Source organism: Sphingobacterium sp. Ag1 (assembly GCF_000988325.1).
Lineage (GTDB): Bacteria > Bacteroidota > Bacteroidia > Sphingobacteriales > Sphingobacteriaceae > Sphingobacterium.
In genome coordinates this window covers 265,985-289,880 of the sequence record NZ_LBGU01000040.1, presented here as the reverse complement: position 1 = coordinate 289,880, position 23,896 = coordinate 265,985, and the positions used below count along the sequence as shown (strand labels likewise).

Annotated in this window: 27 protein-coding genes; 23 read left to right on the top strand and 4 right to left on the bottom strand. The window is 38.5% G+C overall.

Translation table 11 applies throughout. The annotated features are described in order from the left end of the window. Both AAW12_RS26500 and AAW12_RS14740 read left to right on the top strand, forming a co-directional pair. On the top strand, positions 1 to 295 hold a 295-nt coding region (locus tag AAW12_RS26500; protein ID WP_046674365.1), incomplete at its 5' end, for a hypothetical protein. 200 nt (positions 296 to 495) lie between these two features. Next, entirely contained in the window at positions 496 to 942 is a 447-nt protein-coding gene (locus AAW12_RS14740; protein WP_156167662.1) for a nuclear transport factor 2 family protein, read from the top strand. Between the two features lie 137 nt (positions 943 to 1,079). Here AAW12_RS14740 and AAW12_RS14735 read toward each other — a convergent pair whose 3' ends face one another. After that, entirely contained in the window at positions 1,080 to 2,294 is a 1,215-nt protein-coding gene (locus AAW12_RS14735; protein WP_046674364.1) for a hypothetical protein, read from the bottom strand. Between the two features lie 424 nt (positions 2,295 to 2,718). Here AAW12_RS14735 and AAW12_RS26280 point away from each other — a divergent pair, with 424 nt between their 5' ends. The 3 genes from AAW12_RS26280 (at position 2,719) to AAW12_RS14725 (ending at position 5,372) form a co-directional block, all read left to right on the top strand. Further along, positions 2,719 to 2,883 (top strand): hypothetical protein, encoded by a 165-nt coding sequence (locus AAW12_RS26280; protein WP_156167661.1) that lies wholly within the window; start codon positions 2,719 to 2,721, stop codon positions 2,881 to 2,883. A 345-nt stretch (positions 2,884 to 3,228) separates the two neighbouring features. Next, positions 3,229 to 4,692 carry a tetratricopeptide repeat-containing sensor histidine kinase gene (locus AAW12_RS14730; RefSeq protein WP_197084048.1) on the top strand — a complete coding sequence of 488 codons (1,464 nt, stop codon included), beginning with the start codon at positions 3,229 to 3,231 and terminating at the stop codon, positions 4,690 to 4,692. Positions 4,693 to 4,706: 14 nt separating this feature from the next. Further along, positions 4,707 to 5,372 (top strand): response regulator, encoded by a 666-nt coding sequence (locus tag AAW12_RS14725; protein ID WP_046674362.1) that lies wholly within the window; start codon positions 4,707 to 4,709, stop codon positions 5,370 to 5,372. A 248-nt stretch (positions 5,373 to 5,620) separates the two neighbouring features. Here the strand turns inward: AAW12_RS14725 and AAW12_RS14720 are convergent, their stop codons facing one another. Beyond that, entirely contained in the window at positions 5,621 to 6,109 is a 489-nt protein-coding gene (locus AAW12_RS14720) for a tetratricopeptide repeat protein (RefSeq protein ID WP_046674361.1), read from the bottom strand. A gap of 403 nt (positions 6,110 to 6,512) precedes the next feature. On the opposite strand from AAW12_RS14720, the gene AAW12_RS14715 reads away from it, so the two are divergent. Genes AAW12_RS14715 through AAW12_RS14655 form a run of 13 tightly spaced genes read left to right on the top strand, consistent with a single transcriptional unit; the run spans position 6,513 to position 17,395 of the window. After that, entirely contained in the window at positions 6,513 to 7,088 is a 576-nt protein-coding gene (locus AAW12_RS14715) for a TerD family protein (RefSeq protein ID WP_046674360.1), read from the top strand. A gap of 8 nt (positions 7,089 to 7,096) precedes the next feature. Continuing rightward, the gene (locus AAW12_RS14710; protein ID WP_046674359.1) at positions 7,097 to 7,750 is read left to right on the top strand and encodes a stress protein; all 654 of its coding nucleotides are present in this window, start codon (positions 7,097 to 7,099) and stop codon (positions 7,748 to 7,750) included. 9 nt (positions 7,751 to 7,759) lie between these two features. Then, positions 7,760 to 8,422, top strand: coding sequence for an HAD family hydrolase (locus tag AAW12_RS14705; RefSeq protein ID WP_046674358.1), 663 nt, complete (start codon positions 7,760 to 7,762; stop codon positions 8,420 to 8,422). A 6-nt stretch (positions 8,423 to 8,428) separates the two neighbouring features. Then, positions 8,429 to 9,301: a phosphoribosyltransferase family protein gene (locus AAW12_RS14700; RefSeq protein WP_053003726.1), complete on the top strand. Its 873-nt coding sequence runs from the start codon at positions 8,429 to 8,431 to the stop codon at positions 9,299 to 9,301. Further along, the gene (locus AAW12_RS14695) at positions 9,235 to 9,789 is read left to right on the top strand and encodes a TerD family protein (protein WP_046674356.1); all 555 of its coding nucleotides are present in this window, start codon (positions 9,235 to 9,237) and stop codon (positions 9,787 to 9,789) included. The genes AAW12_RS14700 and AAW12_RS14695 overlap by 67 nt, the downstream gene beginning before the upstream one ends. 5 nt (positions 9,790 to 9,794) lie before the next feature. After that, positions 9,795 to 10,406 (top strand): TerD family protein, encoded by a 612-nt coding sequence (locus AAW12_RS14690; protein ID WP_046674355.1) that lies wholly within the window; start codon positions 9,795 to 9,797, stop codon positions 10,404 to 10,406. Positions 10,407 to 10,408: 2 nt separating this feature from the next. Continuing rightward, a complete protein-coding gene (locus AAW12_RS14685) occupies positions 10,409 to 11,047 on the top strand; it encodes a vWA domain-containing protein (RefSeq protein ID WP_046674354.1) in 639 nt (212 codons plus the stop codon). 2 nt (positions 11,048 to 11,049) lie between these two features. Continuing rightward, positions 11,050 to 11,688: a vWA domain-containing protein gene (locus AAW12_RS14680; protein ID WP_046674353.1), complete on the top strand. Its 639-nt coding sequence runs from the start codon at positions 11,050 to 11,052 to the stop codon at positions 11,686 to 11,688. A gap of 15 nt (positions 11,689 to 11,703) precedes the next feature. Then, positions 11,704 to 12,747, top strand: coding sequence for a TerY-C metal binding domain-containing protein (locus AAW12_RS14675; RefSeq protein WP_046674352.1), 1,044 nt, complete (start codon positions 11,704 to 11,706; stop codon positions 12,745 to 12,747). Positions 12,748 to 12,749: 2 nt separating this feature from the next. Next, complete coding sequence (locus tag AAW12_RS14670; RefSeq protein ID WP_046674351.1) at positions 12,750 to 14,234, top strand: PP2C family serine/threonine-protein phosphatase; 1,485 nt, start codon at positions 12,750 to 12,752, stop codon at positions 14,232 to 14,234. A gap of 3 nt (positions 14,235 to 14,237) precedes the next feature. After that, positions 14,238 to 15,749 carry a helix-hairpin-helix domain-containing protein gene (locus AAW12_RS14665; RefSeq protein WP_046674350.1) on the top strand — a complete coding sequence of 504 codons (1,512 nt, stop codon included), beginning with the start codon at positions 14,238 to 14,240 and terminating at the stop codon, positions 15,747 to 15,749. A 9-nt stretch (positions 15,750 to 15,758) separates the two neighbouring features. Further along, entirely contained in the window at positions 15,759 to 16,796 is a 1,038-nt protein-coding gene (locus AAW12_RS14660) for a TerC/Alx family metal homeostasis membrane protein (protein WP_046674349.1), read from the top strand. Beyond that, the gene (locus AAW12_RS14655) at positions 16,796 to 17,395 is read left to right on the top strand and encodes a thermonuclease family protein (RefSeq protein ID WP_197084047.1); all 600 of its coding nucleotides are present in this window, start codon (positions 16,796 to 16,798) and stop codon (positions 17,393 to 17,395) included. Before AAW12_RS14660 ends, AAW12_RS14655 begins: the two co-directional genes overlap by 1 nt. A gap of 69 nt (positions 17,396 to 17,464) precedes the next feature. On the opposite strand, the gene AAW12_RS14650 is transcribed toward AAW12_RS14655, so the two are convergent. Both AAW12_RS14650 and AAW12_RS14645 read right to left on the bottom strand, forming a co-directional pair. Continuing rightward, a complete protein-coding gene (locus AAW12_RS14650; protein ID WP_046674348.1) occupies positions 17,465 to 18,142 on the bottom strand; it encodes a hypothetical protein in 678 nt (225 codons plus the stop codon). A gap of 49 nt (positions 18,143 to 18,191) precedes the next feature. Continuing rightward, complete coding sequence (locus AAW12_RS14645) at positions 18,192 to 18,740, bottom strand: hypothetical protein (RefSeq protein WP_046674347.1); 549 nt, start codon at positions 18,738 to 18,740, stop codon at positions 18,192 to 18,194. A gap of 227 nt (positions 18,741 to 18,967) precedes the next feature. Between AAW12_RS14645 and AAW12_RS14640 the strand changes: the two genes are divergently transcribed. The 5 genes from AAW12_RS14640 to AAW12_RS14615 all read left to right on the top strand — a co-directional run bounded on the left by AAW12_RS14640 (position 18,968) and on the right by AAW12_RS14615 (position 23,687). Further along, positions 18,968 to 19,405 carry a nuclear transport factor 2 family protein gene (locus tag AAW12_RS14640; protein ID WP_156167660.1) on the top strand — a complete coding sequence of 146 codons (438 nt, stop codon included), beginning with the start codon at positions 18,968 to 18,970 and terminating at the stop codon, positions 19,403 to 19,405. A gap of 952 nt (positions 19,406 to 20,357) precedes the next feature. Next, positions 20,358 to 20,804 (top strand): nuclear transport factor 2 family protein, encoded by a 447-nt coding sequence (locus AAW12_RS14635; protein ID WP_046674345.1) that lies wholly within the window; start codon positions 20,358 to 20,360, stop codon positions 20,802 to 20,804. A gap of 98 nt (positions 20,805 to 20,902) precedes the next feature. After that, positions 20,903 to 21,385: a LytTR family DNA-binding domain-containing protein gene (locus tag AAW12_RS14630; protein ID WP_084823194.1), complete on the top strand. Its 483-nt coding sequence runs from the start codon at positions 20,903 to 20,905 to the stop codon at positions 21,383 to 21,385. 153 nt (positions 21,386 to 21,538) lie between these two features. Next, complete coding sequence (locus tag AAW12_RS14625; protein ID WP_046674343.1) at positions 21,539 to 22,081, top strand: hypothetical protein; 543 nt, start codon at positions 21,539 to 21,541, stop codon at positions 22,079 to 22,081. Between the two features lie 742 nt (positions 22,082 to 22,823). Further along, positions 22,824 to 23,687 (top strand): AraC family transcriptional regulator, encoded by an 864-nt coding sequence (locus AAW12_RS14615; RefSeq protein ID WP_046674341.1) that lies wholly within the window; start codon positions 22,824 to 22,826, stop codon positions 23,685 to 23,687. Positions 23,688 to 23,896 lie beyond the last annotated feature (209 nt).

Here is a 23,896-nt window from a genome sequence, read left to right as displayed (position 1 = left end):
TTCGGGAGCAATTGATGATGTATACTATAAGTTTAAATTGCGAAGTGTATTTAACATCGATGCAGGAAAGCCGATCAATTCGAATTTTACTGGTGCAACAACTAGGGCTCATTTCAATGAAGATACGGCAGTGCTTACAGCTGTTACGGACGGCGATTTTGTAAAACTAATACTATCTACATTTGTAGCACCATCGATCGACAACTTTGTTAAGGCTGACCGGCTTCTGTCATTTCAGACAATTCAAATTAATGCCAACAACAATTCGTATAATGTAGGTTATCCGGTAATTTAAAGAAATGGGGCCTGTAGATCTACCAGCCCTATTTCTTTAAATTATTACAAGTCATGCGGATTTATTTTTACCTCCCCATTCCTGCCACTCACCGAGTTTTCTTGATCGTTGGTCTAAAGCCTCTAGGCTAGGGGCCTATTGTGTTTTAGTTTTGAATCAACAAATGAGAACAAGAATACTAACACTATAAAAAAGACATTATGAAAACTTTAGTAAAAACATTCGCAGCAGCAGCTTTAATCGCAGTATCCACATTTGCTATGGCAGCTGAAGGACCAGGTTCGAAATCAGAGAAAGCAAACGTTAGCCTTTCAACCGCAGACTTGGCATTGGATCACTATGTTGCGGTCACTACGGAGGGAGAATCAGCAGGAGTAGAGCAGTTATTCGCCGAAGATTTCAACCAAAAGATCCAAGCTACCAATGCGCAGTCTAACAGCCGTAGCGAAGTGGTTAAATCTTTGAAAAAACAAAAAGGAGAAAAGCTAAACTGTATAGTAAGCACCGACATCATCGAGGAATCGGCAGACTATATGGTTGCTAAAGTGACTCTAAAATTTGAGAATTTCACCAAGACTGATCTTATTACCTTGGAGCGTGTGGGTAATGACTGGAAAGTATCCAAATCGGTTAATTCGTATAAATAGAATTTTACAACTGATGGTTTGCCGGCGATAAAAGGCAAACCATTAGTGAATCATATGTTTAAGTTTAGTTTAAAGGCCAGGTCGCGAGATCTGGCTTTTTTTTTACGTTTGGTAATTTGCATTTGAACAACAAAAGATTATTGTTTTTGCATAATACCATATTTCTTGTTTTGATCAACTTTGGCGTTTGCTCCTGCATAGCTATTTAAAATCCGCATGGTGGCCGCTTTTAGGGAACGTCCGAATTCCGTGGGATGATAACCCGGTCCAGTAAAAAATTCCACCTCATGATTGATTTTTGAATACCATACTCTTCCTACATCCTTGGAACCTAGGGTATCTGGTCTCGTTATTTTCACAAATCCCTCGAGTTTGTTTTCATCTAAGCCTATCACTTGATAAGGCTGTGTCTTACTCTGACAATCTACCTCAATATATTTTTCTCCATTCCAGCACATGCACTCTTCAGGCGTCAGAAAATGTACGGTAGTCAATATTGCCAATACCAAAAGTGCTACACCTGAAAACCTCAATACAAGTTTGTTTTTTTTGAAAAATGATCGAAGATCATTTTGTTGACTCTCATTTCCTTTATTGCTGTTATCTAAAATTATCTCATCCGAATTAATTATATCACTTACAGGTCGAATTTCTTTTGTTTCTGAATTTTCACCGTTTTCATTTTTACTCTCACTTGAATTAATGTCGATTTGATCTTCTGATTTTGTTGGAATGATATCGGGTTTATGTTCAAAAATAGTGACGCTACAAGTTTCTTCAGGACACAGAGGTCCTTGCGGATGATCGAGTGGTATGTCAGAGGCTAGCTCATTTATATCATTGACGTCAATTCCTAAGTGGTCCGAATTTTTGTCGTAAACTAATTCATCTTCGTTGTCTTGGTTAGAGGGTGGGAAAGTATTATCGTGAATGACCATATCATCAACTGGTGCTGCACCATCTGTTTGGACTTCGTTCCCATAATTAAAGTTGTAGGGTCGCGGTTGAAAATTAATTAGTACAGCGAGAAATTTTACGACGTCTCTATCTGGGCTGCGTTTTGTATCTCCAATGATAAAATTTCTTAAAGCCCTGAATTTATCCGTATCCGAATCTTTAATTATTTCCCTGAGTGACTTACCAAGTTGCTTTTGTAATTTCTTTTCATTTTTTTCTCTTAAATAATCAGTGAATACAATTTCATCAGCTTCAGAGAGTCCCTTCTCAAAACATTGAATAGACCAATTCTTAAGGTCCCCTGCTGAAGGCCATTCGCGGGAAAAACCAAGTTGTCTGTTTTTCTTTAAATCTAGGTAGCTGTCTCTTACAGCTTTTTTAAAATTCTCAAACATGATTCCAAAATTAATATTTCTGCAGCATTGGAAAATACGGGAAACCGTACGCTTGACAACGCTAAAAATCATCTCGACCGTTTGGAAAAATTTGGAAGACCTTCCAGAGTTTTTGAAACATCATGAAATATCATGAAATGTTGTGAAGCATTGGAAGCGTTTGATAAAAAGGCTTTTAACGGCTATAACTTTGTTCTCGAAGTCAGATGATAGATCGATTAAAATATAAACTAAGATAATAATCTGATTTCACAATGAGAAGATCTCGCGGTAGTTTTTAGCCGGTTTGGGAAGCAGCTTCTGCCTCCCGCGATTGACACTCTTACTTCCCAAAAAATTCAGAAGGCCTTCTGAAAACATTTGTAGCAATCCCGTGCATGGGGCACGGGACCTACCAAGTTTTTGACTTTTAATTTTTTGAGTTATGTGGAGTTTAATATTATATTTTTTATTCGGAATCGGTCAACCGTCTAATTCACAGCCAAGCGCAGGAACACCAACAGTACAAACGGCAGATACTGATCAGCCTCCTACAGACCCTGGACCTGAAACAGGCACAGGGGGGGACAAAGGTACGGTACGTCCATAATTAATCCATACAAAAGAGGCGGTTTACCGCCTCTTTTTTTAAAAAAATAAATCAACTTTGTTTTCAAAAATACTTTTACTATTTTAGGTTTAAATAATCATATAGTTGAGATATTTTAGCCTATATATTTCCTTACTTTTTATATTTCTTTCTTGTACGCGAATGGAGAGTGATAAGGATAATCAACTTAAAAATTCGCAAAAAGAAGGCGACTTATATTACAATAGAGCGAAAGTATTTGTAGATATAAGACAATCTGATAGTTCATACCTTTATTTCAATAAAGCAAGACAAATATATTTGGAAATTAATGATAGCTTGTCTGTAGCTAAATCGATCATAAATATGGCTATCACTCAAGGAGAAGAAGGGGACTATTTTGGATCGCAAGAAACCTCTCTACAAGCTTTAGATTATCTAGACAAAAATGATATTAAAAATCATTTTTATCTTAGTATAAATTACAACAATCTTGGAGCTGTTACCGATTATTTGAAGGATTATGATCAAGCGATTAGCTTTTACAAACAGGCTATCAATTTTTCGACAGATTCGGCAAGCCGTAGAATATACGAAAATAACCTTGCTCTAAGCTATCAATATGCAAAACGTTATGAGGATGCATTGGTAATTTTTGAACATATTTTTAAACAAGTTCAACCTAATGACGCTGAATATCCTAGGATATTAACAAATCTGGCAAAAACAAGATGGTTAAAAAATCACGAATATCCTGCAAATATTGATTTTCTAAAAGCGATGAAAATTCGTGTGTCCAAAAGTGATTTATGGGGAGTAAATTCAAGTTACGCACATCTTGCAGAATACTATGAATTTGTGAATAAAGATTCGGCTTTATTTTATGCCATTAAACGCTATTCAACTGCAAAAAACATAAATAGCCCTGGAGACCAAATCAACGCATTAAATAAATTAATTGAAATATCAGACCCTCATGATATCCGGTTGTATTTTTTAAAATTCAAGCAGCTTTCCGACAGCATCCAACAAGCCCGAGCAGCCGCCAAAAACCAGTTTGCCCTAATCCGCTATGAGGTCGAAAAAAATAAGGCCGATAACCTGCGACTGGAAAAAGAAAATGCCGAAAAGCAGAACCGTCTGGTCAGACAACGTGCCATTACCGGCGCAAGTATCTTTTTACTGCTGTTGGCTGTGGGCGGCGGTACCCTCTGGTACAAACGACGCAAGCAACGTCTTGAACTCGAAGCACAGAACCGCGTCAAAGAGACCCAGCTGCATCTTTCCAAAAAGATTCACGATGTGGTCGCCAATGGCATCTACCGTGTCATGTCGGAAATCGAACATGGCGATGAGGTGGACCGCGATGGTGTACTCGATAAACTGGAAAATATGTACCACCAGTCGCGCGATATCTCGCACGATGTCGAACAGCAAACCGTCACAGAGACACCTTATAACGAGCAACTGACAAGCTTACTCAAATCCTTTGCCGCTGACCATCGGAAGGTATTAATCGCTGGTAATGATGCCGAACAGTGGGACGATATTAGCAAACGTATTAAAGATGAAGTGAAACATGTGCTTCAGGAATTGATGGTCAATATGAAGAAACATAGCCAGGCCGAACAGGTCGTCGTACGTTTTGACATAACAGACCAACAGCTTAACATATTCTATAAGGATAATGGTATAGGAATCCCACAAGAAAAATCTAAAGGAAAAGGGCTAGCGAATACGGTTTCCCGTATTGAAAGCCTCGGTGGTGAAATTACCTTTGTGAATGAACCGGGAAAAGGGCTCAATATCACGACCACTATCCCATTATAAAAAGACAATAATGTATGTTTAAGAAAGTACTCATTGCCGAAGACCACGAGATAGCCAACATTTCCGTGCAGAAAACCCTGCACGACCTCGGTATTCACAATACCAAATACGTTTATTATTGCGACCATGCACTCACCTGGATTAAAAATGCGATCCGCGATGGCGAACCATATGACCTACTCATTACGGATATCGAATTTGAAGATGATGATAGTCCGCAGGAGATAAAAGATGGACTCTCTCTGATCAAAGCCGTCAAACTTGTACAGCCAGATATCAAGGTTATTGTGCTGACGGCCAAGGACCGCTCATCTTTGATCAATGATATGTTCAAGAATAACGAGATCGATGGATTGGTACGCAAAGCACGCCGTGATGGCCCGCATCTGCGCGAGGCATTGCAAGCTGTTGATCAGAACCGCACGTACCAATCGCCCGACAGTAAAAAATTCATTCAGGAGCAGAACTCGCATGAGTTTACGCAGTTTGACCTGCATATCATTAAACTCTTGTACGAAGGTGTATCCCAAAAGGAAATGCCCGAGTATCTCCAGCAACGTGACATTCGTCCGTCGAGCCTGAGTAGCATTGAGAAACGGCTCAACCTCATGAAGGATGTACTTGGATATACTAAAAACGAACAGCTTGTTGCGTACTGTAAAGAATTGGGCTTTATATAACAATCGCCGATATTGGATTACGGTTTACCGTAAAAACTCTTGGGGGTATCATGCTACTTTTGTGAAAGCAAGATAAATAACGAGGTAGGATTATTTGTTGAAAACGATATCTAATGCATTCAAGATATTTAGTGCCATATTTTAACCAATAAGATGATGAGAAAAGGCTATCGTAGGATAGCCTTTATTTGTTTCATGATTATCTGTAAAAGCTGGACTCATAAGTAGCCGGGCTGAATGCACTATTTTTAATCAGCCTGATTTGAAAAGGTATTGATTGAGTTTAGCGCATAATAAGCGATTCCATTTTCGGGGTATTCTTGCAGGATCTCTTCGTAGAGCGCTTTTGCTTTTTCGGCTTGCCCAGTCTGCGAATAACAGAATGCAATATTACAGAGCGCCATTTCCCGATAGCTCATTTTTGAAGCGCTAAACATGGTAACTGCCCGATATTTATCTAGCCATTCCTTTTTTGTAAAGAAATCCACACTCTGTTTAAAATATTCAATCGCACCTTTAAAGTCATTCTGTTTGACTGCTTTCATTCCCTTTTTGTGGCTCTTTGGAATGAGCTGTTGCAATGCTGTTACTAAAATGAAAAAAAGAACTGAGGCGACCATCACGCCCTCAAGTTGGAATAAGAATAAGGAAGCTACCACCAGGACTATCCAGAAGACAATCAGTATTAAAACAGCTGGCCAGGACACTGACCTTACAATAGGAACATTTGCACTCATATAGATTAATAAATTGTTGGTTGTTATTTTTCTAAAGGTATCAAAATTCTTGAAAAAATCCTCTTTCAGTATTTCGATAACGTTAAGTTTTAAAGCGGTATTTATCGTATTGCTGCTTATCTCTAGAATTTAAAGTAATTGTTTTATTTAAAGTACTTCTGTTGACAAAACTATAAGACAAAATGATAGTAAAAATAGGTTGTAAGGTATTGAAATGAACTTTTCAGTTTTGGTAACATCATATTTTGATTATCATGTTAAGATTCTGATTTAATTTTTATGAGCTACGGTTTCCCGTAAAGAACGCTGCTTTGATCTAGTTAGTTTTGTTCTCAGCGAGGTAATACTGTGTACATCATAGTTTATCTCGCCAAATTAACTAAACTTTTGTTAGCAGATAAATATGGCTATTAACCTACAAAAAGGACAACGGATCGAAGTTGGACTTACAAAGATTACCATAGGATTGGGCTGGGATCCTAATGAAGGAACAGGGAATGATTTTGACTTAGATGCATCCGCATTTATGATTGATCAATTCAAACAGATACCAGCTGAACCTTTCTTTATTTTTTATGGAAATACAGATTCTCCAGATGGCGCACTTCATCATACAGGTGATGATCCAACCGGTGGAAATAGTGCCGATGGAGATGATGAAAGTATTCAAGTTGATTTATCAAAAGTAGATTCACGAATTACAGAGATATCCTTTGTGGTCACCATCCATGATGCGATTGCCCGCAGGCAAAATTATGGACAGGTAAGAAATTCCTACATACGAATTGTAGATGATAGCAATGGACAAGAAGTTGCGAAATACGAATTAGGAGAAGATTTTTCTCTTGAAACCGCCGTTGAGTTCGGGCGTCTTTATCGTCGAAATGATAGCTGGAAATTTGAAGCTTCTGGTATGGGCTATAAAGAAGATCTAGCCTTCTTCCTGTCAAAATATTATAAAGGACAAATTATAAAATAATATAAATTATGGCTATTAACCTAGAGAAAATCACCCTTGAAAAGAAAGGTGACTCGCATTTTATTGACTTATCAAAAAAAGGTAATCCAATTACACAGGAGATCAATATCAATTTGAATTGGTCAAAAGGAACAAAAAAGGGAATATTTGGAAGTTTATTCAGTAAGGATATCGACCTGGATCTGGGATGTTTCTATGAGTTGAATAACGGAGAGAAAACTGTTATCGATGGTCTTCAGTTTTCCGGTGGCAAGGGAGGCACCAAGGATCGTTTGACCCGGCAAGGACGTTATGTGGCTGAACCCTGGATATGGCATACTGGTGATGATAGAGGGAGCAGCTCTGGTTCCGGCGAAAATATCATTGTAAATCCGGCTGGACTAAAAGATCTGAAACGGATGGTTATATACTGTTTCATTTACGAAGGGGCAGCACGTTGGCAAGAAACAAATGGTGTTGTCACTGTAAAGGTCCCTGGTAATGCGGAAATAGAAGTACAGATGGGAGCACAATCCAGTCACAACAAATTCTGTGCGATTGCTGAAATACTCTTTTCTCAAAATTCAATCACTGTCAGAAAACTGGTGACTTTCCATAATTCGCATGGAGACTGTGACAAGGCTTACCGATGGGGAATGCAATGGACGGCCGGATCAAAATAGGAAATCATTATGGTTATTGATACCTCAATATTTGAACACTATTCCTTTGATCTATGGCTTACACTCATCAAATCAAATCCTCATTTCAAACAAAAGAGAAATATGTTGCTACGGGATTTCTTTTGCGTCGATAAAAAGATCGAAGATATAGGTATAGTCGTCCGGCATTACGATATCCTGAGTAATCAGATCAGTGAGATAACAGGAAAACATATAGATCGTGAATTTATCTACTGTTTGATTTTAAATGAATTAGGAATTGATTTCGATACAGAGCTCAAAGAGCGTTTGACGGAATTCACGAGGGAAGTCGATATTCTTTTTTGGGACTATAAGCCTATTCTCCTGAATGATAATCAGAAAAGCGTATTCGAAACAATAGTTTCCAAGGGGAAGACCCTAAGTCTTTTAAGCAATACTGCATTTCTGGAAGGTAATGTGTTACGTCGAGTACTAGAATATTATGAGCTATCGGACTTCTTCTCTTTTCAACTTTATTCAGATGAAATAGGGGTATCCAAACCAAATAATATAGCTTTTGACCTTGTTTTCCAAAAAATAAGACAACAGCGAACGATTAAGAAAAAAGATATTGTCCATATAGGTGATAATCGAAAAGCAGATTATAATGGCGCTATCAATTATGGTTTTAACGCAATATTAATCCAATAAATTATAATGTACAGATATAGCTTACATCATGTTGAACATCAACATGTATGTCCTTTTTCAGAAATGGAATACAGTCGCTTTAAGTTTGGAGAGACGATTTATGCCGAGAAATTTGCAAAAGAACTCTGCAAGGGCTTTTTGGAAAAGCATAAAAATTTGATTCTCGAACAAGAGGACATTGTTTTATTGCCCAGTCCTTATCATTCCATTCCTACAGCTTCTAATTTCTTATGCTTTTATTTCAAAAGAGAGCTAAATAGATTTTTGTTTCTGCATGGCAAGGCTGCATGCAAAGAAAGTAAGATCCATCGCAAACAGACTTATGTGGAAGACTATGGAAATATGGACTCTGAACAACGGTTAAAACTCATTTCCAACGATACCTATCATTTGGATCGGGATTTTATATCAGATAGGTTCTGTATTTTTTTAGATGATATCAAAATTACAGGAAGCCATGAACTGACAGTTGAGAGGATACTGAAAGATCATAATGTGCAGGGGACTTTTTTCTTTGTCTATTATGCTGAGCTCGTCAACCAGGCCATCCATCCCAATATAGAGAATCGATACAATTATTTTGATGTGAAATCATCGGCCGACCTTATACGCATCATTAATAGTAATAGTTTTCACTTCAATACGCGCTTGGTTAAATACTTACTCTTGTTAAATGAGGTAGATTTTTTCCAGGTCGTAAATCAAATCCCGGTAGAAAAAAGCTGTGAATTGTTCGATCTAGCAATTAGCAATAACTACCATACTATAGCGCATTATCAACAGAATATTATAAAACTAAAACAACATACATCATGGCAATCAATTTACAAAAAGGGCAAAGAGAAAACATCAATGCACCAAAATTTACAATCGGCCTAGGCTGGGACACCAATAGTTCTTCCACAGGAAGCGCCTTTGACTTGGACGCTTCGGTATTTATTCTTGGAGAAGACAAAAAGATCCTTTCAGATCAACATTTTATTTTTTACAACAACCTAAAATCTCCAAATGAGGCAGTAGTTCATACTGGTGACAGTCTTACGGGAGATGGGGATGGAGACGACGAACAAATCATCGTAGATCTAGCGAAGATTGAAGATACAGCGACAGAAATATGCATCGTCATTACCATTCACGATGCAATATCGCGAGGTCAGAACTTTGGACAAGTACGCAATTCCTTTATGCGTATTCTCAACACTGTTTCCAATGAGGAACTATTGAAATACGAATTGGAAGAGGATTTCTCCATAGAGACTGCTGTCGAGTTTGGCCGTATTTATAAACGGAATGGTGAGTGGAAATTTGAAGCTGTGGGTATGGGCATGAAGGGTGGATTGGAAGACTATCTAACAAAATACAATTAAGGAAAATGGGAATTAATCTTCAAAAAGGACAACGTATCAACCTTCAGAAAGGTAATGGTACAGTATTGCAAAATGTTTGTGTGGGTGTGAACTGGGGAGCTATTGAAAGGAAAAATTGGCTCGGCGGAAAAGAGAAAGAAGCGGTAGATCTAGACGCCAGTTGTATTCTTTTCGATGAATCTAAAAATAATGTTGATGTTGTGTACTTCGGGAGTTTACGATCTAGAGATGGAGCCATTAGTCACAGTGGCGACGATTTGACAGGAGACATGGATGGCGATGATGGCTTGGATAATGAAATCATTACGGTTGATTTTTCTAAGCTTAATAGTCAAGTAACTCATGTCGCGTTTGTGCTCAACAGTTATCGTGGGCATGATTTCGGGACTATTCCTTTTGCCTCTATCCGGATCTATGAGGGTACACCTTCCCGGGTTAATGAAGTGTTTGCTACCTACAATATTGCTAAAGGTGAAGGTTTTGCAGGTCATGTTTCTATGGTACTGGGCGTATTTTATAAACGCAATGGTGAATGGAAATTTAATGCCATTGGAGAACCTACTAAAGACCGCAAGTTGGAAGAGACTATTAAAACCGTTCAGCAAAAATTTTTATAGCCATGAGAAGACTTCCCGTATATCTATTATTGGATACTTCTGGCTCAATGACCGGAGAACCAATTGAAGCCGTTAAAAACGGTGTACAGATGATGATGCATTCCCTACGTCAAAATCCTCAAGCGATTGAGACCGCTTTTGTCAGTATTATCACTTTTGACTCTGACGTTAAGCAGATTGTACCCTTGACCGATTTAGCATCCTTCCAGATGGTTGATATTAAAGCCTCAGGTGTGACTTCCTTGGGTGCAGCCTTGGCCTTACTTGCTGATAAACTGGAAACAGAGGTAACCACGACCACACTGGAACAGAAAGGTGACTGGAAGCCACTGATTTTCGTTATGACCGACGGTATCCCAACGGATAATTGGCAGCAAGGGTATAGCAAACTAAAGGCTGTTAATAAAGGGTTGATTGTCGGTTGTGCAGCCGGACAGGGGGCTGATGATGCCATTTTAAGACAAATTACTAATTCTGTAGTACGTCTTGACAGTGCAGATTCAGAAAGCATCTCAAAATTCTTTCAATGGGTAACGGCTTCCATATCCACTACATCGACCAAAGTTGAGGAATCAGGAAAAGAGGTAACTGGATTGGACCAGCTACCACCACCGCCATCGGAGTTAGTTATAGTAGCTTAGTTATGAACAGACGATTATTAGCCTACTTTCTGCTCGACACCTCAGGATCTATGCGTGGTGAGCCCATACAAGCATTGAATAATGGCTTTAATGGGCTCATTAGTATGCTCCGTACGGATCCACAGGCTATGGATTCCTTGCATATCAGTGTCATTACCTTTGATCGTGAAGTTCATAATCTAGTTCCTTTGACCGACTTGGCAAGCTTTCAGCCAGTAGAAATACATTGCCCCGAAAGCGGCCCAACTCATACAGGAGAGGCACTCGAAATGCTGCTTAAAATGATAGACAATGAACTGGTTAAGGGATCGACCGAACGAAAGGGTGACTGGAAGCCTTTGCTCTTTGTTTTTACCGATGGAAAGCCATCCGATATTCAGAAATATCGGATGTGCATTCCCAAAATCAAAGCAATGGATTTTGGAATTATTGTTGGTTGTGCAGCTGGTCCTAAAGCCGAAGTTTCTTTTTTAAAGGAGCTGACGGATGAAGTTGTCAAATTGGATACCACCGATAGTAATACATTGACAACCTTCTTTCGATGGGTGAGTTCATCAATTGAAATGGGCAGTAAATCTCAAGGTACTGGCGAAATTCTGACACTTCCACCTCCACCGAACGAATTGAATATTATCATTTAAAACTTTGAATTAATCATGAGAAGGTTACCTGTATATTTCTTGATAGATGTATCTGAATCTATGGTCGGCGAACCTATAGAACAAGTACAAGATGGTATTGGTACCGTCATTCAGACACTCAAAACTGATCCTTTTGCACTCGAAACTGTATGGATATCCATCATTGGCTTTGCCGGTAAAAGCAAGGTCATTACACCCTTACAGGATGTGATCACTTTTTATCCGCCAAAATTGCCCATTGGTAGTGGAACCTCGCTGTCCAGTGGATTGACAGAATTGATGCGTTCAATTGATAACGAGCTAATGCCGACGACCTATGAACGAAAAGGTGATTGGAAACCCATCATATTTTTGTTTACGGACGGTGTACCGACAGATGATACAGAAGAAGCTATCAAAAAGTGGAATACAATATACCAACGCAAAGCAAATCTAATCGCGATCTCAATAGGAGATAATACCAACTATGGATTACTGGAGCAACTGACCCCACATGTGTTGCGTTTTAATAATAGCGGTGCGCAGTCATACAAAGAGTTTTTTAAATGGGTGACAGCTTCCATCAAAGCGACAAGTGAGCAAGTGACCAATAGTAATACTGATACAATAAATTTATCGAAAAGCACTCCTGAGGTGATTGAGAAAGTTGATACAGTTAGAATGCATCAGATCGTGGATGATAATTTTGTCGTGGTTAATGCAAAATGTTCAAATACCGATAAGTCATATCTGATCAAATTTAGGCGTGATATAGAAGATTCAGGTATCATGGACTTATCTACCCGAGTTTATCGTGTACAAGGAGCTTATAAAATAGATGAAAACGCCTATCGTGATTATTCTGGACCTGACAATTCCAATTTGAAGGTATCAACCGACGAGCTTTATGGTAATCCCAATTGTCCTTGTTGCGGTAACCAATCTGGTCTCGCCAGCTGCTCCTGTGGTGGAATACATTGTATTAAAGGTGATGGCGAAAATACATGCCCTTGGTGTGGCAATATTGGTTTTTATGGTGCCTCAGGAGGCGGATTTGATATTAATAGAACTTTAGGTTAATCGTGGAAACAATTTTAAAACAACTGCTGGACGAATTTAACGTAGAGCAGAACAAGGTCGTTGATAATACTCTTGCCAAACTGATGCACAATGCGAAGATCAATGCATTAGCAAGGGATATTAATTCATTAAAACAACAGATAATAGCGATATTTCAAATGTATAGAGAGAAGGAAGAATTTAAAGAAGCGCAACTGGTCATTACTAATGCTAATGCGAAAAAACACTATGCGTATAGTTTTGACCTAGCTCAATTTCCCAATATTCGCATCCAACAGATCAAAAATCTGGATAAAGTTGGTTTAACCTTTGATCCGGAGACTTCAAGTATCTGTGGAGTGCCAAACATGGCACTTACGATGGATTTGCACTTGGTTTTTATTAATACTCTAGAAGAAAATCCAACGGAAGACATTAAAACCATCCCATTTATTGTCAATGCTGATCCTAAGGACCTTTGGCTGAATAAACCGAGCAATCAAAATGATCTATACGCCAAGGCGGACAGTGATAAATATGCTGGAGCCTTTCTCGACAAGCGGATAGTTGTTGCCTCACAAAGAGGACGCTCGCATGCACACGAAGGTTCTTTTCGTGATGATCATTTTTATGTGTCTGCACTGCCCGAAGCTTGGTCTGTCGTGGCCGTTGCGGACGGAGCTGGTTCGGCTAAATTTTCCCGGCAAGGATCTAAAATAGCTACAGAATATCTTGTTAAAACTTTCGATAACGAGGTTCTTCTACACGAATTAAACGATTTATGCTTGGCTTACTATACTACCGCACCCGCTGAAGCAGTTCCGCCTGCACCAAAAGATGATCAACCTGTTTCCGCGGCCACAACAAATATTGTCAATGATCCAATTGAAGAGGTTGTTAAAGCCGAAATGACTGCTGAAGAATGCCTGCTCAAGGTTAAATCTTTGATCATTAATATCCTTTACAAATCTGTTCGCGATGTACATGCAAAGCTAGTGGAGTTTGCCAAACAGGAAGATATTCTATTGAAAGATCTAAACACCACATTGATTTTTGCGCTTGTCAAAAAATTTGATTTTGGTTACGCGGTCCTGACATTTGGTGTCGGTGATTGCCCGATCAATGTTGTTATTGGCGATCTACAGGAAGTACATTTACTCAATCTGCTCGATATCGGTGAGTTTGGTGGTGGAACCCGTTTTATTACCATGCCAGAGATTTTCAGTCACAGTGATATGCCATTACGATTTGCGATCAATAGATTTGATGATTTTTCAAAATTGATGTTGATGACAGATGGGATCTATGATGCCAAATTTATAACAGAAAACAAACTCGAAGATAAAGAAACTTGGAATACCTTTCTACAAGATCTAAGTGGGCAAAATGAAGACGGTGCAAAGGTAGATTTTCTGACAGATGAACATATTAAGGATCAGTTATTGACCTGGCTTGACTTCTGGAGTAAAGGTAACCACGACGATAGAACACTAGCCATTATCTATTAACAGATGAAGACGATAACTATAAAATCCATTATTGATCCGTCTCGGACTTACAAGTATATAGATGACGGCAGTCCCAAACAAGGTGGTGTTAAGGATGTCTATTTTGCACCCAATAGAAAGTACGTGGTTGCTTTTTTTCGAAACACCCTTGACTTCAATCAACGGGATCGGATAAAGCGTATTGTCACTTTATATTTAGACAATATTAAGAATGGTAGTGCAGGTGATTATTTCTTACAGGAAATATACCGCTGGCCTTATGATGCGGTAGAACAGGATGGCAAGACAGGCGTCATTGTACCGATCTATGATTCCAAATTTTTCTTTGCAAAGGGTTATGGTGCCAATTCGATGATAAAAGGAGGGGAGAAAGTTGGAAAGTGGTTTACTGCACCATCCTTTCGTCATCAACAATATCCGCTCGCCTTGGATAAGTCCGAATTAGGCGATTGGCTAAGTTATTTTCAAATTGCTATTAATATTTGTCGGGGCGTCAAGAAAATGCATCAAATGGGGCTTGCCCATTCAGATCTATCCTATAATAATGTGCTTATTGATCCTGTTAGTAAGTCTGCCAATATCATTGATTTGGATGGTTTGGTTGTTCCCGGATTGTACCCTCCTGAGGTGATTGGTACAGCCGATTTTATTGCCCCAGAGGTATTAAAGACCAAACACCTTAAACTTAATGATCCCGATCGGGTACTGCCTAATCAAAAGACAGATCTTCATGCCTTGGCAGTGCTGATTTATATGTATCTGTTGCGACGGCACCCACTGCGGGGTGGTAAGATTTGGGATCTCGATGCCGAAAAAGATGAACTAATGGCGATGGGAGAAAAAGCCCTGTTTGTTGAGCATCCTACTGATCGAATGAATGCTGTTAAGACCGATCAGCTGAGAAAATGGGAATCCTTCTGGGGAAACCCTGATAAGCTTTCTTACACCAAAACGGGACCCTATTTGGCAGATCTGTTTAAACGGGCTTTTATCGATGGCCTGCACAACCCTATGTTGCGTCCCATTGCCAACGAGTGGGAGACTGCATTATTGAAAACAGTAGACCTTATTCAGCCTTGCAATAATCCACAATGTGATGAGAAGTGGTACGTATTTGACAATTCTACCAAACCTATCTGTCCATTCTGTGGTGCAGCGCACAAAGGAAGCCTTCCTGTCATCGATCTCTATTTTAAATTTAAAGATACTGTATGGAAACCCGAAGGACATCGGCTAATGGTCTATCACAATCAATATCTTTTCAAATGGCATGTATCCCGTAAAGTGATACGGAATGAAAGCCTTACCGCTGAGGATAAGAAACCAGTTGGGTATTTTACCTACTACCAAAATAAATGGATGCTAGTCAACCAAAACCTGCCGGGGATGAAGGACCTGACTGAGCAAAAAGATGTACCAATTAATTCAATGGTTGAATTGACTGACGGCAAAAAGATTCTACTGTCCAATGAGGAGGGTGGAAGGTTATTATTTATCACGCTAACTAATCAATAATTTATAAAAATGGAACAAAGTATTTTACAATTACATCCTGGTCTAATTTGGGGATTTGGGTTGACAGTCATTATCATGCTGTTACTGGATTTGGGTGTTTTCAACAAAAAGAGCCATATTGTTTCTTCCAAAGAAGCGACTATATGGACAGTGGTTTGGATTTCGTTGGCAATGATTTTCTCCGGTGTTGTCTATTATGTATTTAATCAGGATGCTGGAGGGCATGCCATTGCAATAGAAAAGTTTACCCAGTTCCAGGCAGCTTACTGGATAGAAAAAGCCTTGTCAGTAGATAATTTATTTGTATTTATATTAGTGTTTTCTTACTTCAAAGTGCCACGTGAATTACATCACAAAGTACTGTTCTGGGGGATTTTGGGCGCATTGCTCTTTCGGGCGATCTTCATCTTTGCTGGCGTAGGCCTAATTAATGTAACCTATCTTAATCCGATACTGGATTTCTTTGGTGTGACCGCTCTACCTTGGAATATCAATCTTGTGTTGACAGCCTTTGGTTTGTTTCTAGTTTTTGCAGGGATCAAATCTTGGGGAAGTGGAGATGACGATGAAGATGAGGATTTTAGCGAAACAGCAGGTGCGCGATTGGTGAAGAAATTCTGGAAGGTATCTGATAATTATGATCAAGGAAAGTTTTTTACTGTTCAGAACGGGATGAAACTTGCAACCCCGCTTTTGGTTGTTGTTGCCGTAATTGAATTTACAGACGTGTTATTTGCGGTCGACTCTATCCCAGCTATTTTTGCTATTTCCAAGGATCCTTTTATTCTTTACACATCCAACATCTTTGCCATCCTTGGACTTAGGTCGCTCTATTTCCTACTGTCCAATTTTATCCATATGTTCAGCAAACTTCCTTACGGGCTCTCGGTAATCTTAACGTTCATTGGTGTCAAAATGATCATCTCGCCTTGGTATCATATCCCTTCACCAGTTTCTTTGGGCATTGTAGGGGGAATTCTTATTTTATCTGTTTTGGTATCCATACTATTTCCTGAAAAGGGAGCAGATGAAAAGATTTCGGCATAATGAAAAAGCTAGTAAGATTTGGAAAAAGATGGCAAATACTGGTTGCCATCTTTTTCATATTACCTTTATTTATTAATTGCGGAAGTGAACAGCCGACTGAGGTCAATCAACAACATTTTATTAGTGCCTCTGGGGAAGGGAAATCTACTGCTCCACTTCAGGAGGAAATGATCAACCGGTGGCAACAAAAAGAAGTTTATGTTACGAAGGTCATTGATGGGGACACTTTTTGGGTTAATAATGGTAGCGAAAAATTTAAGGTCAGATTTATAGGAATTGATGCACCAGAGACGCGCAATTCCCGAGGAAAATTAAAGGGACCTTATGCAAAGGAAGCAAAAGAATATGTGCGACAGCTAACCGAAAATAAGTGGGTTAAGCTTGAATTTGATGTTCAGAAAAAGGACCGATATCAGCGGTTGCTGGCCTACATCTATTTGCAGGATGGAACTTTTCTGAATGCTGATTTAGTGAAAAGCGGATTTGCTGTTGTAGATACCTATCCTCCTAATTTGAAGCATACAAACCTGCTTGTAAAGCTTCAGCATGAGGCAAGAGAGGAAAATAGAGGGTTATGGGGACTAAGTATAAAAAGATAGTCTCAAAAATCATCGGAATTCTTTCTTATGAGATCATTTGGAAAGTTTCAGGATTTGAGTTGAAATACGTTAAAGAAGTTGGTTGATTTCATTGACTATCTCAATCAATGGAGATTTAATTCTTTTATTCCCTAACTGTGCATAGGATAAAATATTGATCGTAGTGACGTCAAAAGCTATGCAAAAATTGGTAGCCAATTCAAAACTGTCCGAATAGTTTATATCTAGATAACGGTACAGTATGTCTGTAATCATTGAAAGTTCATCTTGCGTAAAACCATCTAATTTGGCGACAAACCATATCGCGCCAATTTTTTTCACGCCATTATCTTCAAAAAGAAAAACGTGATTTGGTTTCGCGTATAATGGTAGTTTTTTTAACACAACAATAGATTGTTTTTTTGATCGCTTTTGAAGTTGAAACTTTTTTGGCTTTAACTGGGCAAAGTCGAATTCTTCAAATTTTTGAAGAATATGAATGTTTCTTTGAAACATGTTTTTGGTTATTTTAGCTTCGCTGTTTTCAATTTTCTCTAGTAGTTCGTCAATCTTTTCACCTATTTCAATGTTGTTACCTGCCTCAAATGCTCTGCTAATACAGCTTACCGCTGATATCCAATAGTCGCCACCACTCTCAGACTTTTCGGGTTTTATCTTAGGTTTTTTTAGTTTTTCTACTAATGTCCGGCGGCCTTTTGGGGTTTTTCTGTTAAACTCGACCAAATGGGAAATCGTTATTTTATCCATGAGTATTAGATTTTAATTGTATGATCTGTTATTTTCTTAGTAGTCTCGTTTACTTTTTAAGTTCGTCCATTTTACTTTTTGCATTCGCAAAAGCTGTTTCTATGGTCTCACTTTGATCAATGAATAATGTAGCGTCAGATCCATATTGTTCAAGCTTAATATACCAAGTCGCTTTTCCTTTACTTACGAAGTAGCCAACTTGAAATCCGTCGACGGTGATAAACTTATTTTCTAGATAATCTGGATTTGAAGCAATGTCAATATCTACCTGGCCTTTTAATGCGGTAAGCGCTTTTAATATTTCAATTAGATCACTGTATTCAATAGAGGCCACCTTGTCGTCATATTGTCCTTGTTTTTCGATCTGATAAAAGTATCCCATTGCGTTGCCACTTATTATCTTACGAATTTTTGTTTCACAAGAATTGTATGTAGTTTTTAGTTTTGGAAGTTTTGTCTCTACGAACTTGGTAATAGTGCCCGTTTTCGAGACAAAAAGATCCATTTTTGTTTTTTCAGCTTCTTTCTTTGTTTCTTGTGCCTGGCTCGTTGCCAACATGTTAACAAATGTAATCGGAATTAGTAATTGTTTAATCATGAGTATCTTGAGTGTTTGACTGAACAAATTTACCGCGCATTTAAGTTGCTATGCTACGGGAAACCATAACCTGAATAAGAAATAGATAAATATTTCACCTCCCCATTCCCGCCATTTACCGAGTTTTCTTGATCGTTGGTCTAAAGTCCATAGGCTACGGGCCTATTGTGTTGTAGTTTTGAGTCAACAAATAAGAACAACAAAACTAACACTATAAAAAAGACATTATGAAAACTCTAGTAAAAACATTCGCAGCAGCAGCTTTAATCGCCGTATCAACTTTCGCTATGGCAGCAGAAGGGCCTGGAGCAAAAACAAACGTTAACCTTTCCACAGCAGACTTCGCTTTAGAGCACTATGTAGCGGTAACCACAGAGGGCGAATCAGTAGGAGTAGAGCAGTTATTTGCAGCTGATTTTAATCAAAAGATCCAAGCTACCAATGCGCAGTCTAATAGCCGTAGCGAAGTGGTTAAATCCTTGAAAAAACAAAAAGGCGAAAAGCTAAACTGTACAGTAAGCACTGATATCATCGAGGAATCGGCAGACTATATGGTGGCTAAAGTGACTTTGAAATTTGAAAACTTCACCAAGACTGACCTGGTTACTTTGGAGCGTGTGGGCAATGATTGGAAAGTATCCAAATCGATCAATTCGTATAAATAGGGGCGATTTCAAATAAATATATATGTTGTAGAGCCACATCGAGAGATGTGGCTTTTTCATGATCCATTTAAAATAGCGAGTTGCCTCGGGGATAACTAGTGAGTGGAGCTCAATTAGAATAATTAAGTAGAAAGAATAGATGAATTTAGGTAAAAAATTAGGAGAAGCGCTTAATGAATAGACTTTTAATAACGCTCGTACAATAGGCTGTGAGCTATTTCAGAAGGAAAAATGTAAATATTCTAGGGAAAGAACTAGGAAAAGATTAGGAGAAGAAGTAGAAAGAAAGTAGAAGAATTAGTAGAAAGATAGTAGTATCGCCTTGTTTATAGATCTTGAATGCACTTGAGTTGATCGTGTAGTTTAATCACACCTTTCCCTACAACAGCTCATACAACGAAGCGTTGATAAACTGGATAGCCTTAATTTTCCTCTTACCATAACCTGCATGGTTATGGCCAAAGACATGGTATCTCGGTGATCGCTACAAGACAAACTCACGGATTTCGTCGCTGCTCTAGGCATTATTGCTAAAAACTCCTAATTAGGGATGAGTTTAAATAACTTTTATAGGCATTGTGTTCGTACCTGCTTCGTATAGCCTTCGGATCAGGACATGTAGGGTTCAATTGTTGACCAGTCTCTGAACAGTTTTTCCCTGTACAGAGACTGGACAAGGTCTGTTGGATGTCTGTACAATATCTATTGATGATCCGAACGTGGTACGAATCTGATACGAAGCAGACTTACCTACCTATTCCCGCCACTCACCGAGTTTTCCTAAGCGTTGGTCTAAAGCTGGTAGGCTAGGAGCGTATTGTGTTGTAGTTTTGAGTCAACAAATAAGAACAAAAACCATCATGAGCATCGATGGAAATGCTCATGATAGCTTCATCACAATTGAAGAACAAATTATTTAGATGAAAAACTAACACAATAAAATAAAGACATTATGAAAACGCTAGTAAAAACATTCGCAGCAGCAGCTTTAATCGCCGTATCAACTTTCGCTATGGCAGCCGAAGAACCAGCATCGAAATCAGAGAAAGCAACCGTTAACCTTTCTAGCGCGGACTTGGCTTTAGATCACTATGTGGCGGTAATGACTGAAGGGGAATCAGCAGGAGTAGAGCAGTTATTTGCCGAAGATTTCAATCAAAAGATCCAAGCTTCCAATGCGCAGTCTAACAGCCGTAGCGAAGTGGTTAAATCCTTAAAAAAGCAAAAAGGCGAGAAGTTGAACTGTACAGTGAGTAATGATATTATAGAAGAATCTGCAGACTATATGGTGGCTAAAGTGACGTTGAAATTTGAAAACTTCACCAAGACTGATCTGGTTACCTTGGAACGTGTAGGTAATGACTGGAAAGTATCCAAATCGATCAATTCGTATAAATAAGAGCGATTTCGAATAAATATATATGTTGTAGTGCCACATCGAGAGATGTGGCTTTTTCCTTTGTAAAGAGGTATGTTCCCTTTTCAATTAATTATACAATGCTAGTAGATCTAAATAAGATTTTTCTACGAATGCAAATTGAAATGACTGCCCTCAAGGAAATGATTGTAACCTATGAAGCACTGCAAACGAAATTGGAGGATGAGCGTGGAGGGGACCTTTCTGATGCGATCAAGCTTGCACCTTGTCTTGGAGTAAAATACGGTTATGAAGATAACTACGTCGCGCTTGACGGCATTGCCTTTATCAAAAGCTCAGCGAAAAAGCTCCTGACCTTGACGAGTAGTAAAGAGTATACACACAACTATAGCCTCGAGACATTGATGAAGGTACTCGACCATGATCAATATTACCTGATGTACCGGCGTTATATCGTTCATCGTAGTATCATCAAAGGATATCGTGCTTTAGACAATAGTATATTAACAATTGAACTAAAGCCGTCCTTTGAGAAGCAAGATGATATATTGGTCAGCCGTTACCGTGCCGCTGATTTTAAGCGCTGGTTTGATAAGAAATAGCCTCGATCTGGGATATTTCGTCCGTGCTAAGCGATGGGAGTTGTTTATTGGAGTAGTGTAAAAGTTCTGTGCCTGTGTCAGCTAAAAATCGAAAAATGAAATGTTTGCTGGTCAGCTAAGGTAATATTCTTTGAATTTTGATAAATTAGTAGGATGAGATATTTAATAGTCCTATTGTTAAGTTGGTTCACTTGTTATTCGGTCGCTGCACAAAACCAAGCGAAGGGTAATAGTGCCGGTAAAGATGAAAAGACCTATATACTAGTCGCCAATAAGATCAATACCGATTTTAATTATAAAATGCTGGATGATTTCGAGCAGTCTTTTTCAGCATTGATCAAGGAAAACAACAGCCGTGAATTGGTATTCAATCCCATAAATGGCAAATACCATTATTATAAATTTGTCGCTACCTATAAAGCAAGGGGTATTTTGCCCGATAGTGATCCTGCAAAGCCGGAGCAAACCTTCCACAATATCTTGATCATCAAGACGGATGACCAGCAAAAGATTGTAGATGGCTATCATTTTGTGCTCGAGTGGGGCGAAAAGCCATTATCTTATCCCTTATTTAGGATAAAGTCTACAGGGGTGCCTCTGCAGGAAGGCTTGTCATTAAAACAGCTGAACCTAAAAAGGGTGACGGACAATTCGGATTTTGATAGCGATGGTAAGATCAAGTTGGCCGGATGGTAGCGCTGTGAGGACGGTTTTTATGAGCTGTAGAAATATGTTTAAAGCTAGCTTCTAAATAGTATCTGCTATTTGTTCCTAAAATACGTTGTATTCTTTTTTATTCTTGCATTTATCGAAAACAGATTTCAAAATGCGGTCATCAACAATGCAAATACCTTGTCTGAGTTTATAAAACTGTCCTTAGGCTATGTATTGTATATCTTACTTTATGTGTGTTTTTTAGTTTTATTCTTTAATATTCCTCTTTGCTTTATACTGCAAATAAGAAATAAAACTTATTTTATTGTTTCGATGCTAGTATTTTTTACCATAGAATATGTTTTGTATACCTATTGGTTTTCCCCTAGCAATAAAATTACGGGAATTTACAATTTGATTATTGGAATATTGATATTTGCTTTCTTTTATAAGAAGTTAATTATTCAAATGTTCAGAAATCATATTGATCAGTAAATTCAACAAGCCAATTACGGGATATACTACATCGGGTATAAATAATGCGTTTTATATGTTTTTTATACCCGTCCGGGGTGTAAATTTTAAAACCGATAGGTGCGATTTTTGGTTTTACGAAGCTCATAATGATGTAAAAAAGATGATATCTATCTGGTTTTAATTCAGGTATGTGCAAATTATAACCTAATATCACCTTATTTTAACCTCTTTTAGTTAAGCATTGTAATACTAAATTGGCTATAGTATATTTAGTGTCATATTGACATTTATTTAAATCTAAATTGTTATGAAGCCAATTCAGTTCAAAGTTCCTGCTCCTCAGGATAAATCGATCTATATTCAAGAAGATGTGCTGGATAAGTTTTATCCGCATATGCATCGTCATGAGGAATATCAATTAATCTGGATTAAAGAAGGCATTGGCCAGCTCCTCCTTGACGATAATGTGCATGAATTTCAACCCGGAGACATTTTTCTATTGGGGACAAACCAGGCCCATGTGTTTAAAAGTTTCATTGCAGGTGAAAGTGTGCGGTCTGTCTCCTTATTTTTTAGCGCGAAAGGAGCACTGTCTACCATGGCTACCATGCCCGAACTTCGGAACCTCCTTGATTTTGTGCATAAATGCCAGCGGGGATTTAAGGTTCCGCCGAAACTTCAGGGGCAGGTGTGCTATTATATTGAAATACTGCAAAAGTCCGACTTTCTGGATCAGCTTGTCAATTTTTTTTATTTGTTAAAATCACTCAGCAAAGTATTTACTGAACTGGAGCCCCTTTCGGGTGTACAATTGCCCAAAAGGGAAATCTCCAAACCTTTCCGTATTGAAAAACTATGTAAATTTTTGGAGGAGCACTTTAAAGAGGATATCAGTTTGGATGAAATTGCTGAAAAAGCAAATCTGACGCCACATGCCTTCTGCCGCTATTTTAAAAACTGTACGGGAAAGACATTCATCGCCTATTTGAATGAACTGCGTATCCGCGAAGCCTGTAAATTATTGGGTTTAGGAAGGCACGATTCAATATCTTTAATAGCCTATGATGCTGGCTTTAATAGCATCACTAATTTTAACCGTGTTTTCCGGAATATTTTAGGGGTATCTCCTAAGATATACGTCCGCAACTACCGGAATTACCTATACGATTAACGGACTTTTTAATCGCTTTACGCCTTTTGATCCCATCTGGCCAAAGATCGCTCAATTTCCTGCGCGATTTCGGCTCTGATTCAATTCCGTCTAACCATAAGAGGAAAAATATTTCTGATATAGTTAGACGGAATTGCTGTTTTATGCACTGTGCTGCAATCCTACACCTCGCCAATAGGCCTCTTTTTCTTTTGTTAAAATGTTAGAAC